General features: G+C 72.8%; 12 protein-coding genes and 1 tRNA gene. 10 read left to right on the forward strand and 3 right to left on the reverse strand.

The features are described from left to right. Window positions 1-11 precede the first annotated feature (11 nt). From ACNYC2_RS09915 to ACNYC2_RS09925, 3 genes are all read left to right on the forward strand, one after another. The gene (locus tag ACNYC2_RS09915) at window positions 12-1,085 is read left to right on the forward strand and encodes a substrate-binding domain-containing protein (protein ID WP_419707814.1); all 1,074 of its coding nucleotides are present in this window, start codon (window positions 12-14) and stop codon (window positions 1,083-1,085) included. A 2-nt stretch (window positions 1,086-1,087) separates the two neighbouring features. Continuing rightward, a complete protein-coding gene (locus tag ACNYC2_RS09920) occupies window positions 1,088-2,134 on the forward strand; it encodes an ABC transporter permease (RefSeq protein WP_419706838.1) in 1,047 nt (348 codons plus the stop codon). Between the two features lie 116 nt (window positions 2,135-2,250). Next, window positions 2,251-2,958 (forward strand): ATP-binding cassette domain-containing protein, encoded by a 708-nt coding sequence (locus ACNYC2_RS09925; RefSeq protein ID WP_419707815.1) that lies wholly within the window; start codon window positions 2,251-2,253, stop codon window positions 2,956-2,958. A gap of 77 nt (window positions 2,959-3,035) precedes the next feature. Here the strand turns inward: ACNYC2_RS09925 and ACNYC2_RS09930 are convergent, their stop codons facing one another. Beyond that, window positions 3,036-3,917: an SDR family NAD(P)-dependent oxidoreductase gene (locus tag ACNYC2_RS09930; RefSeq protein ID WP_419706839.1), complete on the reverse strand. Its 882-nt coding sequence runs from the start codon at window positions 3,915-3,917 to the stop codon at window positions 3,036-3,038. Window positions 3,918-4,113: 196 nt separating this feature from the next. Between ACNYC2_RS09930 and ACNYC2_RS09935 the strand changes: the two genes are divergently transcribed. Beyond that, window positions 4,114-4,980, forward strand: a complete 867-nt coding sequence (locus ACNYC2_RS09935; protein WP_419706840.1) for a helix-turn-helix transcriptional regulator — start codon at window positions 4,114-4,116, stop codon at window positions 4,978-4,980. A gap of 107 nt (window positions 4,981-5,087) precedes the next feature. Here ACNYC2_RS09935 and ACNYC2_RS09940 read toward each other — a convergent pair whose 3' ends face one another. Then, window positions 5,088-6,395: an MFS transporter gene (locus ACNYC2_RS09940; protein ID WP_419706841.1), complete on the reverse strand. Its 1,308-nt coding sequence runs from the start codon at window positions 6,393-6,395 to the stop codon at window positions 5,088-5,090. A 55-nt stretch (window positions 6,396-6,450) separates the two neighbouring features. On the opposite strand from ACNYC2_RS09940, the gene ACNYC2_RS09945 reads away from it, so the two are divergent. After that, window positions 6,451-7,473: a DUF5937 family protein gene (locus ACNYC2_RS09945; RefSeq protein WP_419706842.1), complete on the forward strand. Its 1,023-nt coding sequence runs from the start codon at window positions 6,451-6,453 to the stop codon at window positions 7,471-7,473. A 6-nt stretch (window positions 7,474-7,479) separates the two neighbouring features. Here ACNYC2_RS09945 and ACNYC2_RS09950 read toward each other — a convergent pair whose 3' ends face one another. Continuing rightward, on the reverse strand, window positions 7,480-8,379 hold the full coding sequence (locus tag ACNYC2_RS09950) for a LysR family transcriptional regulator (RefSeq protein ID WP_419706843.1): 900 nt from the start codon (window positions 8,377-8,379) through the stop codon (window positions 7,480-7,482). An 87-nt stretch (window positions 8,380-8,466) separates the two neighbouring features. On the opposite strand from ACNYC2_RS09950, the gene ACNYC2_RS09955 reads away from it, so the two are divergent. From ACNYC2_RS09955 to ACNYC2_RS09975, 5 genes are all read left to right on the forward strand, one after another. After that, window positions 8,467-9,312, forward strand: coding sequence for an LLM class flavin-dependent oxidoreductase (locus ACNYC2_RS09955; protein WP_419706844.1), 846 nt, complete (start codon window positions 8,467-8,469; stop codon window positions 9,310-9,312). Then, window positions 9,309-10,001, forward strand: a complete 693-nt coding sequence (locus ACNYC2_RS09960) for an alpha/beta fold hydrolase (protein ID WP_419706845.1) — start codon at window positions 9,309-9,311, stop codon at window positions 9,999-10,001. The genes ACNYC2_RS09955 and ACNYC2_RS09960 overlap by 4 nt, the downstream gene beginning before the upstream one ends. Before the next feature lie 67 nt (window positions 10,002-10,068). Then, window positions 10,069-11,757, forward strand: coding sequence for a PQQ-binding-like beta-propeller repeat protein (locus ACNYC2_RS09965; protein WP_419706846.1), 1,689 nt, complete (start codon window positions 10,069-10,071; stop codon window positions 11,755-11,757). Further along, on the forward strand, window positions 11,754-12,629 hold the full coding sequence (locus tag ACNYC2_RS09970) for a hypothetical protein (RefSeq protein ID WP_419706847.1): 876 nt from the start codon (window positions 11,754-11,756) through the stop codon (window positions 12,627-12,629). The genes ACNYC2_RS09965 and ACNYC2_RS09970 overlap by 4 nt, the downstream gene beginning before the upstream one ends. A gap of 185 nt (window positions 12,630-12,814) precedes the next feature. Then, window positions 12,815-12,888: transfer RNA gene (locus ACNYC2_RS09975), tRNA-Pro, on the forward strand. Window positions 12,889-12,919 lie beyond the last annotated feature (31 nt).

A 12,919-nucleotide genomic window follows, 5' to 3' on the forward strand; every position in this document is an offset into this window, starting at 1 on the left:
CGGTGAACACACTGACCAATGACCGACCCGCGCTGCGGCGCGGAATCGCGCTGACCGGCGCGATCGCACTCGGGGCGCTCGGCCTCACCGCGTGCGGCGACAGTGACAGCGGTGACAACGGTGTCGGCGTCTCGCTGATCGTCAAGACGACGACCAACCCGTTCTTCGTCGCGATGCAGGACGGCGCGGAGGCGGCCGCCGTCGACCAGGGCGTCAACCTGACCATGGCCGCCGGCAAGGCGGACGGCGACGAGGAGACGCAGATCCAGGCGATCGAGAACGCGATCGCCCGGGGCGACGCGGGCATCCTCATCACGCCGAACGGCCCGTCCGTCGTGGACGCGCTGAAGAAGGCGCGCGACGCGGGCCTGTACGTCATCGCGCTGGACACGCCGCCGGACCCCGCCGACGCCGTCGACATCACGTTCGCCACCGACAACCGGCAGGCCGGCGTGCTGATCGGGGAGTGGGCGGCCGCCCAGCTGGACGGCGAGAAGGCCACCATCGCGCTGCTCGACCTCTTCGACGACAAGGTCGTCTCGGTCGACTACGACCGCGACCAGGGCTTCCTCGAGGGCATGGGCATCGACGTCGCCGATCCCGCTGTCAACGGCGACGAGGCCCCGACCGGCACGTACAGCGGCGGGGACTACGAGATCGTGGGCAACGAGGCGAGCCAGGGCGCCGAGGACGGCGGGCGCACCGCGATGGAGAACCTGCTCACCAAGAACCCGGACGTCAACGTCGTCTACACGATCAACGAGCCGGCCGCGTACGGCGCGTACCAGGCGCTGGAGGCCGCGGGCCGGGAGAAGGACGTCGTCCTGGTCTCGGTCGACGGCGGCTGCGCGGGCGTCGACAACGTGAAGGAAGGCGTCATCGGCGCCACGAGCCAGCAGTACCCGGTGAAGATGGCCGAGCTGGGCGTCGAGGCGATCGCCGAGCTGGCCGAGTCGGGTACCAAGCCCGAGACCACCGAGGGGCTCGACTTCTTCGACACCGGCGTCGCGCTCGTGACGGACACGCCCGCCGACGGCGTCGAGTCCATCGACTCGGCCGCCGCGACCGACCTCTGCTGGGGCTGACGATGAGCACATCCACCCTGCCCGCCGCCGCTCACGAACCGGCGCACGACGCGGCCGCCGAGTTCCTCGACCGCCGGACCCCGCTCGAACGCGCACGCGGCGTGCTGCACCGCTACCCGGCGCTGAGCCCGGCGATCGTGCTCGTCGTGTCCGTGATCGTCTTCGGCCTCCTCAACGACCGGTTCTGGGCGCCCGCGAACCTCTCCCTGATCACGCAGCAGGTCGCGGTGGTGGGCACCCTCGCCGTGGCCCAGACGCTCGTGATCCTCACCGCGGGCATCGACCTGTCGGTCGGCGCGACGATGGTCCTCGCCTCGATGGTCATGGCCCAGATCACGACCGCCGCCGGGGCGTCGCCCGTGGTGGCGCTGCTGCTCGGGCTGGTCGTCGGCCTCGCGGCGGGCGGCGTCAACGGGCTGCTCGTGACCCGCTTCAAGCTGCCACCGTTCATCGCGACGCTGGGCACGCTCAACATCTACCTCGCGGTCACGCTCCTGTACTCGCACGGGGCCACCGTGCGCGGCGGGGACATGCCGGCGGCCATGACGTGGACGGGCACCACGTTCCCGGTGTTCGGCGTGCGGGTCTCCACGGGCGTGATCCTCATGCTCGCCGCCTACCTCGTGGTGGCGTTCGTGCTGGGGCGCACCGCCTGGGGTACGCACGTGTACGCCGTCGGCGACGACCGCGACGCCGCGCGGCTGTCGGGCATCAGCGTCCACCGCGTGCTGATCAGCGTGTACCTCGCCGCCGGGGCGATGCTCGCGCTCGCCGCCTGGATCCAGATCGGGCGGGCCAACGCCGCGAGCCCCAACGTCGGCATCGACATGAACCTCGACTCGATCACCGCCGTCGTCATCGGCGGGACGAGCCTGTTCGGCGGCCGGGGCACGGTCTGGGGCACCCTGCTCGGCGCGCTGATCGTCGGGGTGTTCCGGAACGGGCTGTCGCTCGCCGGGCTCGACGTGCTCTACCAGACCCTCGCCGTCGGCGTCCTCGTGATCGTCGCGGTCTCCCTCGACCAGTGGATCCGGAAGGTGCGCAAGTGACTACCACCGACACCGGCACGGCCCCCGACGCGACGAGCGCAGCGGCCGGCGGGCCGGCCGCCGACGAGCGGAAGCCCGTCCTCCAGGCACGCGGGCTCGTCAAGACCTTCGGCCACGTGGTCGGGCTCGACGGCGTGGACATCGAGCTCTACCGCGGCGAGGTGCTCGCGATCATCGGCGACAACGGCGCCGGCAAGTCGACGCTCGTCAAGTGCCTGACCGGCGCCGAGGTCCCGGACCGGGGCGAGGTCCTCCTCGACGGCCGGCCGGTCCACTTCAAGCGGCCGCAGGACGCGCGGGCGGCCGGGATCGAGACCGTCTACCAGACGCTCGCCGTCGCCCCGTCGCTCGACGTCGCCGCGAACCTGTTCCTCGGCCGCGAGGTGCGCCGCAAGGGCCCGCTCGGCTCGGTGCTGCGCATGACCGACCGCGCGGGGATGCGCGAACGGGCTCGTCGTGAGCTGCGCGAGCTCGGCATCTCGACGCTGCAGGACGTGACGGTTCCCGTCGAGAACCTGTCCGGCGGGCAGCGTCAGGCGGTCGCCGTCGCTCGGGCCGCGGCCTTCGGCTCGAAGGTCGTCGTCCTCGACGAGCCGACGGCGGCCCTCGGCGTCCGCGAGTCGGGCCAGGTGCTGGAGCTGGTGCGCACCCTGCGCGACAAGGGCGTGCCGGTGATCATCATCAGCCACAACATGCCGCAGGTCTTCGAGGTCGCGGACCGGATCCACATCCAGCGGCTCGGCAGGCGCGCCGCGACGATCACGCCGCAGTCGCACACCATGACCGAGGCGGTGGCGATCATGACGGGCGCCGCGGAGGGCTGACGAGATCCCCTCCGGCCACGGCCCGGGCGGTGTCCGCGGGTGCGGACACCACCCGGGCCGTGGCCGACGGCAGCCGGTCAGGCCGTGGCGACGTCGGTGGCGACTTCGGTAGTGACGTCGGTGGTCACGGCGAGCTGACGGCCGGCCGCAAAGTCGGCGGCCAGGGCCTGGAGGCGCGCGTCCGCCAGGGACACGGAGTCCGAGCCGAGCAGCTGGTGCAGCGGCGCGTCGCCGGTGGTCGCGACGGCGATGATCGCCGCTGCGGCCTTCGCGGGGTCGCCGAGCTGCGTCCCCGGCATGTCCAGGTGCTGCTCGACCATCTCGCGGACGGCGGGGTAGGCGTCGCTGGTCGACGAGGGCAGGCCGAGCGAGACCGGGCGCAGGAAGTCGGTGCGCATGTAGCCCGGCTCGACGGTGCTCACCCGGATGCCGTGGTCAGCGACCTCGGCGGCCAGGGACTCCGAGATCGCCTCCAGGGCGAACTTGCCGGCGCCGTACAGGCCCCAGCCGGGGAAGGGCACCAGCCCGACGATCGAGGACACGTTGATGACGTGGCCGCTGCGGTTCGCCCGGAAGCCCGGCAGCACCGCGCGCAGCACGTTCCAGACGCCGAAGACCTGGACGTCGAACATCGTGCGGGCGTCGGCGTCGGAGACCTCCTCGACGGCGGCGAGGTAGCCGTACCCGGCGTTGTTCACGACGACGTCCAGGGTGCCGAAGCGCTCCGTGGTGGCGGCGACCGCCTGCGCCACCTGGCTCTCGTCGGCGAGGTCGACCGCGAGGGGGAGCAGGCGGGTCGTGTCGGTGCCGTCGAGGGCGCCGGTCAGGCGCTCGGTGGAGCGGGTGGTCGCCGCGACGTTGTCGCCGCGCTGGAGCAGCTGCCGGACGAGCTCGAGCCCGAGGCCGCGTGAGGCGCCGGTGACGAACCAGGTGGCGGGGCGGTCGGTGGGGTAGGTCATGGTGGTCTCCTTGGAGTGCGGGGTGGGGAGTGCTGAGTGGCTGTCCGGCTCGTTTGCCGGCACATCAAGACTCCGTCCGGGAGACCCGCTCCAGGCGCTCATAGCTGGCCCCCCTCGTCCTGGACCGGCCGTGACTAGGACGCAGAGGTCCTGGTTGGGGACGCCGGGCGTGGACCGGGGTGGCCACAATGAAGGCATGTCGGAGAAGAACACGGAGCTGGCGGACTTCCTGCGCCGGGCGCGGGGTCAGGTCGACGCGTCCCGGGCGGGTCTGCCCGCGGACGGCAGGGTGCGCCGGGTGCCGGGCCTGCGCCGCGAGGAGGTCGCGTTCCTGGCGGGCGTCTCGACCGACTACTACGCACGGCTGGAACAGGGCCGGCGCATCGTGCCGTCGCCGTCGGTGGTCGACGCCATCGGCCGGGCGCTCGCTCTGGACGAGGCGGGACGCGCCCACCTCGCGGACCTGATCGGCCTCGGCACCGCGACGCCGTCGCCGCGCACGCGTCCCGTCCAGCGGGTCCGCCCGGGGCTGTACCAGCTGCTCGACGCCCTGGCCGACGTGCCGGTGCTGGTGCTGGGACGCCGCGCCGACGTGCTCGCGCAGAACCGGCTGGGCAGGGCGCTCTTCACCGACTTCGAGCGGTTCCCCGCCCCGCAGCGCAACTACGCGCGCTGGATGTTCCTCGACGAGGACGCGCGGTCGCTGTTCGTCGACTGGGAGGAGCAGGCCCGTGTCGCCGCGGAGAACCTGCGCCTGGAGGCGGGGAACGACCCGGCGGACCGGGCGACGGCCGAGCTCGTCGCGGAGCTCCGGGAGTCCAGCGCCGAGTTCGACAGGTGGTGGGACGAGCACCGGGTCAACCAGCGCACGCACGGGTCCAAGCGGCTGCGGCACCCGCTGGTCGGAGACCTCACGGTCGAGTACGAGACGCTGATGCTCCCCGGCGACCCGCACACGACGCTGTACGTCTACTCGACCGAGGCGAGCTCCCCGTCGCAGCGAGCGCTGAGCCTTCTCGCGAGCTGGTCGCTGACGGGTGAGGGTGCCGCGCCTTCTGTCTGAGTGCCCGGTCAGCCGCGCGAGGGCAAGGCTGCGATTCCGGCGCCTCGAGCCCGGGCTCTCGTGCGCGTAGTGCTGTTTCGGTAGGTGCCGGGTGGGCTGAACGAAATTCAGCGGACCTGGCACCCTCTCACCGAGTCCACCTTGCCCACCGCGCCGTACCGCAGCGGCGCCGCGCCTGGTTCTGCCCGGCCGCGGGCCACCACAGCGGCGGCCGTCCCGGCGGCGACGAACAGGACGGCCAGACCCAGCCAGCCCACCGTCCCGTGCTCGATGGCGGTGGCCGTCACGAGCGCGGGGGCGACCATCGACGCGACGGCGTAGCCGGTCTGGCTCAGGCCCTGGTACGCGCCGGCGTGCTGGGGGTCGGCCAGCTCGAAGGCCATGCCCCAGCCGCCCGCCTCGCCGAGGATCTCGCCCAGGGAGTGGGCGAGGGCGGCGACCACCAGCAGCGCGCAGGCGGCCGCGAGGTTCCCGTACCCGGCCAGCGCGTACAGGACGCAGGCCGCCGCGAGCAGCCACGACGCGCGCCGGACGGTGACTCCCGCGTGGCGGACGTCGTGCGTGCCGCGCGACGCACGCACCTGGAGCAGGGCCACGACCACGGTGTTGAGGACGAGCAGCACCGCGACCATCGCGGTCGGGGCCTCGGTGGTGGCCACCCAGAGCGGGACGCCGACGGTCTGGAGGCCGAAGTGCATGGCCACCACCGCGTTGCAGGCCACGGCGGCGACGTACCGGCGGTCCCGCCACGGCGAGGACCCGCGCCGTGCGCCGGCAGCCTGCTCGTCGTCGGCCTGCTCCGTGGCGACCTGCTGGACCATCCTGGCGGCGAGCTCGGGGACCTGGCGGCCGAGCCGCGCGAGCGGCAGGGCGGCCAGCAGGAGCAGGACACCGACCGAGATCATCGCCGTCCGGTACGCGGCGGGGGTGTCCACCAGCAGGGCCGCCGCGGCGGCCATCGTGCCCAGGCCGATGAACACGTTGGTGACGACGCGCATGCGGGCGCGGACCTCTACGCGCTCGGGCCCGGTGTACCACCGCGCGAGCATCGCCTGCTTGGACGAGCCGCTCGCCGAGCGCAGGCCGATGGCGAGGCTCGCGACCAGGGTGAACACCACGGCGTCCGACGCGAGGGTGTACGCGAGCATCGCCAGCCCGTTCAGGCCCGTGGCCCAGGCCTGGACGTGATGGGCGCCCACCCGGTCCGACAGCCACCCGGCCCCGTAGGCGGCCAGCACTCCCACACCGCCCGCGATGCCCAGGCCGAGGCCCACCGTCGTGGCGCCGAGCCCGATGACGCGCGTGAAGTACAGGGCGCTGACGGTGTAGAAGACGCCGCTGGACAGGGCGAACGCCATGGTGCTGAGAGTCAGGGAGCGGGCGACACGGTCGCTGGGGAAGAAGGTCTGCTGCACGCCCCTTTGTCCGCCGCGGAGGGCATCCAGTTCAACTGATGTAGCGTGCGGCTTCATGGAACGCCAACGGACCGGCGGGCTGATCGAGTACGAGCTCGCCGGGATGGACGTCGCCGACGTGCGCTTCGCGGTGTCGCCGCTCACCGAGCTCACCCTGTCCCTGCGCACGTTCCGCGACCCCGGCCGCTACCCGGTGCACCTGCCCTGGCTCCAGCGCACCGAGCAGGCCCGCTCCGCGCTGGACCTGCCGCTGCTGCGGGCGCTGACCAACTCCGTGCTGTGGACGCCCGACTACCTCACGCCCCGCCCGTACAGCCCGCTCACCCGCATCGGGGACGAGCTCGCCGCCGTCGAGAACATCCACCTCCCGCGGATGGTCGACGACCTGCGCGCCGTCCACCCCGACGTGCTGCCCGCGCCGCTGCGCGGCGCCCCCGGGACGGTCCGCGAACGCATCGCGACGGCCCTGCGCACGTACTGGGACACCTGCTTCGAGCCCTGGTGGCCGCGCATGCGCGCGGTCCTCCAGGCCGACGTCGTCCACCGCGGGCAGGTCATCTCCGCCTACGGGACGGCGGCCATGTTCGCCGACCTCAGCGACCGCGTGCGGCTGGTCGACGGCGTCGTACGCGTGCGCCTGGGCACCGACGCCCGGTTCCGGCGGCCCACCACCGGCGAAGGCCTCACCCTCGTGCCGACGCTGTTCACCCGCGGGGCCACAGCCCCGATCTCACCGGAGGAACCGCCCGTCGTGATGTACGGCGCCCGCGGCGTCGGGACGCTCTGGCAGGCCGAGCCCCGGCGCGCGCCCGCGGCGCTCGCGGGCCTGGTGGGTGCGCCCCGCGCCGGCCTGCTCACGGTCCTGGCGGCGCCGGCGTCGTCGACCGAGCTGGCGGGCCGGCTCGGGGTGACGACGTCCGCCGTCAACCAGCACCTGCGGGCGCTGCGCGACGCAGGCCTGCTCACCAGTGCGCGGCACGGGCGTTCGGTCCTGTACCTGCGTTCCGAGCTGGGCGATGCCCTGGTCGCCGGAGTCGGTGTGGGCGGCAGCGCGGACGGGGCGAGCACCCCGGCCTGAGCCCGCTCACTGGAGGCGTCGGAGGTCCTGCGCGATCTCGACGGTCAGCTCCACGGCCCGGGCGGCGAGCGGGGAGAGCGTCCGGTGCGCCCGGCGGAGCAGGTAGAGCTCGCGGTGCGCCACCGCGGGGCGCAGCTCGTGGATGCTCAGCGTCTCGTCGGTCGTCGCCCCGGCGCCGTGGATGGCCAGCCAGGGGAGGATCGCCGAGCCGAGACCGGCGCGGGTCATCGAGAGCACCGCCTCGTTGCCGCCCGCCCGGAACATGTACTCGGGCCGGACGCCGCTCGCGGCGAGCGCCTCCTCGAGGGCCGGCTGCGCGCAGTCCGGCGGCCAGGCGACCATCGGCGCGCCGTCGAGCGCGGCGAGGTCCACCGGGCCGTCGGGAAAACGTCCGCGGGCGGCCACGAGGAAGTACGGGTCGTCGAGCAGCTTGACGTACTCGACGGCGGCGTCGTCCTTGTGGACGTCGTAGAAGAGCAGGTCGACCCGGGCGAGGTCCGGGGAGTCGGACTCGTCCTCGGAGAGCCGGATCTCGCAGCCGGGGAACTCGTCGAGGAGCCTGCGGACCAGGACCGGGAGCAGGGTGTTGGACACGCTCTGGAAGGTGCCGATCGTGAGGCGGCCCTCGCCGGCCTTGAACCCTTCGACGGCGGCGTCCAGCGCGTCGGCCCTGGCGAGGAGCTCGGCGGCGTGCACCTGCACCACGCTGCCGAGCGGAGTGAGCTGGACGGGGCGCGGGCCGCCCGGCCGGTCGAAGACGCGGCCGCCGACGGCGCGCTCGAGGCCGGCGATGTGCTGGCTGACCGTCGACTGGGTGTACCCGAGCCGGGCGGCCGCCCGGCCGAACGAACCCTCGCCGATGACGAAGGCGAAGGTCGCGAGATGCCGGAGCTCGACGTCGGTCATGGCAGCGAGGGTATATCGCCAGAGCCGATCGTCACCATCGGATTTCATCGCTTTTCACGATGACGGCGCGGTCTTAGCGTTGCTGCCATGACCACACACATTCGATCGGCGTTCTGGCTCCCGGTCTTCGACGAGCTGGCGGACCCGCGGGTGGTGGCACGGCTCGCGGCAGAGGCCGAGGAGGTCGGCTGGGACGGGTTCTTCCTCTGGGACCACATCGCGTGGGCCGCGCCCGTGCAGCAGGTCGGCGACCCGTGGATCTCGCTCGCGGCGGCGGCGACCGCTACCGAGTCGATCCGGCTGGGGCCGATGGTCACGCCGGTGGCGCGCCGTCGGCCCGTGAAGCTGGCCCGGGAGACGGCCTCGTTGGACCAGCTCTCCGGCGGCAGGCTGACTCTCGGCGTCGGGCTGGGCAGCGACGTCTACGGCGCGGAGTTCGTCAGCACCGGGGAGGCGGTCGACGCGCGGGTCCGGGCGGAGCTGCTGGACGAGACGCTGGACATCCTCACCGCTGCCTGGTCGGGTCTGCCCGTGCGGCATCGCGGCAAGCACTACGTGGTCGACGACATCACCTTCCTGCCCACGCCCGTGCAGGAGCGGCGGGTGCCGGTCTGGGTCGCGGGCTACGCGGGCCGCGTCAACCCGATGCGCCGCGCGGCGAGGTTCGACGGCTACTTCCCGATCGGTTTCCGGCACCCCGACCAGATAGCGGAGCTGCGTGAGACGATCAGCGGCCGCCGGCCGGACCCCTCGGCGCCCTACGACCTCGTGGTGCCGGTCGCGCCGGGCGCGGACCCCACCGAGTACGCCGCCGCAGGCGCCACCTGGTGCCTGACGGAGCTCGACCCGGACGAGATGACGCTCGACCACGTACGGGGAGTCCTGCGGGACGGACCTCCCACCACTTCGCGCAGTGAGGCGGTAGCACGATGAGCACCTTCGTGCTGATCCACGGCGGCGGAGACGTCGGCTGGCACTTCCACCGGGTGGAGGCCGAGCTGCGGGCGCGCGGGCACGACGTCGTAGCCCCCGACCTTCCCGCCGACGACGACTCGAAGACCCTCGTGGACTACGCGGACGTCGTCGTGGAGGCCGTCGGATCGAGGCGGGACCTCGTCGTCGTCGGCCACTCGTTCGGCGCGTTCACCGCGCCGCTCGTGGCCGAACGTCTGCGTGCGGACGCGCTGGTCCTGCTGGCCGGGATGATCCCGGCGCCGGGGGAGTCGCCGGACGACTGGTGGGCGAACACCGGCTACGGGAGCGCGGTGGCGGAGGCGGCCGAGCGGGACGGTGGCCTGACCGGCAGCGCGGACCCGTACGTGAGCTTCTATCACGACGTGCCGCGGGAGATCGCGGACGAGGCGATGAGCAAGGAACGTGCGCATCCGTCGAGCGCCGCGTCGGCGGCCCCCTGGCCCTTGGCCGGGTGGCCCGACGTGCCCACCCGGTTCCTGCTCTGCAGCGAGGACCGCTTCTTCCCGCCGGACTTCTTCCGTCGGCTGGTTGCCGACCGCCTGGGCATCGTGCCCGACGAGATCGCCGGCAGCCACTGCGTCGCGCTGGGCCGGCCCGTGGAGCTGGCGGACAGGCTGGAGGCGTACGCGGCCGCGGTGACCGCGTAGCCGTCGATGGATCGAGGAGCGGGGGATTCGTCCCCTACGGTGCTCTATCCGCATCTATGCTCTCTCCATGCCGCGCGATCCGGACGATGGCTCCGCACTCGTCTTCGACCTGGTCGAGCACGACGAGCCTGGTCCGCAAGGGACGTCCGCGGCCCCCGGTGCGGACGGAACGGTCCAGGTGGTGGCCTTCGCTGTCCCGGACGACGCCGACGGCGAGCCGGACGTACCGCCGGCACGTGGGGCGGGCGCCTGGTGGCGAACCGTCCCGACGGTCGCGGCGGTCCTGGCGATCGTGCTCGGGACGGGCATCGCCTCGGACGGCGTGCGGGACGCCGCGCGGATCGAGCGGATGCGCGACTTCGGCGGCTTCGTCGAGGACGTGTCGACGCCGCTCACGGAGCAGTGGGTGTGGGACGGGGCCGTCGGCACGGGCCCGGGCTGGGACGGGGCCGACGCGGCGGTTCTCGGTGACGTCCTCGCGTTTCAGTCCGGCCGTGATCTGGTCGCGCTCGATCCAGCGACGGGCGAGGGCGCCTGGGTCGTCCCGCTCGGCGACGATCCGGCGTGCGGGCCGAGAGGTGTCTCGCCCTACGAGGGCACGTCGGCGCCGTCGGTATCGATGATGGTGTGCGTGTCCGGTGCGGCCGCGGACCGTGTGGTCGTGACCGTGCGGCCCGACGGCACCGTCTCCGCACCGCGGACGCTCGACCCCTCGGACACGCGCCGACACGGCCCGGCCCGGCCGGGACCCGACGGAACCGTCCTGCGGGCCACGCGGATCGGGCCGGAGTCACGGGTGGACCTGGGCGACGCCGATTGCATGGAGACAGGGGGGTGCAGCGGGACCGTGACCGCCGGGCGGGATATCGAGCTGCGGGCCGAGGGCGCCGTCACGGGGCAGGAGCTCTGGACCGTTACCGTTCCGTTCGAGGAGGCGGACGCCTGGGAGTGCACGGACGCTTCCTGGGAGGAACCGAACGACGGGCCGGCCTTCGACGGGAAGCTTCACCCGGACGCGTTCGGGGCGCGGGTCACCGTCGACCTCGTGCAGCTGTACGGGTGCGGCGTCGAGGCCGCAGTCACCCCGGGCGGAGTGCTGCTGGATCCTGAGCCCGAACCGGGGACGGGCCACGTGGAGAGTCTTGCACCGGGTGGTTACGCATGGCTGGACTACCGCGGTCCGGGACGCACCGTCGTCTACGGTGACGACGGCGCCGTCGTCGTCGACCTTGCCGGTTACGTGCGCGGCCCGAGGGCCGCGGACGGAGCCGGGCCGGACACGTTGCTCGGAACCGACGAGACGGGGCAGCGCCTGATCGCCTACGCCGCGGACGGTGTACCACGATGGGAGGTCGAGATGCAGGCTCTCGAACAACGGTTCCTCGCACAGGTGGGCCGGACGGCGGTGGTCGCCTCGCTCGGCGACACCGACGTGCGCGGGCTCGACATCGACACGGGCGCGGAACGGTGGCGGTGGGACGTCTCCGCGGACGGCGATGAGGCGCTCGAGACCTTCACCGACGGCCGGGCGGTGCTGCTGCACCTGATCGAGGCCGATTCCGGTGTCCGCCGGATGGTGTCGCTCGACGCGGCGACCGGCGAGCTGCTCTGGCGGGAGAGCGACGAGGCTGCCGCGAGCAGGATCGAAGCCGTCAGGAGCGGACTCGACGACGAGCAGATGCCCGTCCTGGTGCTGGTCGCGGTGGACGGGCACGTGCTCGAGGTCAGCGGCACCGGCGTCCGGGGGCTCGGATGAACCCGACGGAACCCCAAGACGATGTCTCGACCGACTGGTGGGACCACCGGCCGGCGTTCTCCGTGTCCGACAAGGGGTCGCGGATCACCGGGCTGGTGCCGGGTCGCCCTGCTTGGCATCCCGCCCCGCACCTGTTGGGCGCGGCCCTGCTGTGCTTCGCGGTGTGGGCGGCCGTGGCGCTGCTCGGTTCGTCGGTGCTCTGCGGCGGGACGTCCGGGGAGTGCCTCACCGACGTCGGCCAGGGCTGGCTGATCGGCGGCGTCGTCGTCCTCGGCTACCTGGCCCTGCTGGCCACGGTCGGCCTCGCCGAACGAGCGCGTGAGCGCTTCGGGCAGCGGCGCGCGGCATCGCTCTTCTACCTGACGCCGCTGCTCGCGGGCATCGCCGTGGGCTCGGGCGCCGGGGTGGCGTTGGCGCTCGGCCCGTCGTGGTCGGAGGGGGCGCGACGGGCGCTCGATGGCGTGCCCGGCACGGAGGCGGTGCTCGTCTCGGCGGTCGTGACGGTGCTTGCCGCCGTCTGGGGCCTGGTCGTCGCGGCCCAGCTTCCTGCGGCGCTGCGCCATGCGCGGCAGCGTCAGGAGACCATCGAACGTCTTCGACGAGACGGGCACCGGTACGCGGGCACCGTGCGGCTCGGCGAGGTCAGCTTCTGGTTGCACAACGATCCGGAGCTCGACGTCACCGTCACCTACGACTCGCCGGCGGGGCGGCACGAGGTGGCGGCTCGCATGCGCAGCTCTACCGAGCGGGTGCCGAAGGACGGGAGCAAGGTGATCGTCCTCACCGATCTTCGGGGTGCTGTCCATGTCGAGCTCGATCCTGACGTCGAGCACGTCTTCGAGCCGGAGGAACGGTATTCGCCGTCGGAGTAGGAGGCCGTCGAGCAGACCACGTCGAGCACGGTGCCGCTGGACCGTGCCGCCCGTCGTGGGCTGTGATCTGCGGAGTGGGCGGTGACACCCCCCTTCTGGTCGGGCGCAGGGCTGGAGTTGGGGTAGTATTTCCGTCGGCCCCAAAGGGCCAAAACCGGTAGTGTCGAGCATGCTCGAAACGACCGCGGGCTGTGGCGCAGCTTGGTAGCGCACTTGACTGGGGGTCAAGGGGTCGCAGGTTCAAATCCTGTCAGCCCGACAGATCGCCCCTCACCTGTTCACGCAGGTGA

Source organism: Promicromonospora sp. NFX87, assembly GCF_048564965.1.
Taxonomy (GTDB): domain Bacteria; phylum Actinomycetota; class Actinomycetes; order Actinomycetales; family Cellulomonadaceae; genus Promicromonospora.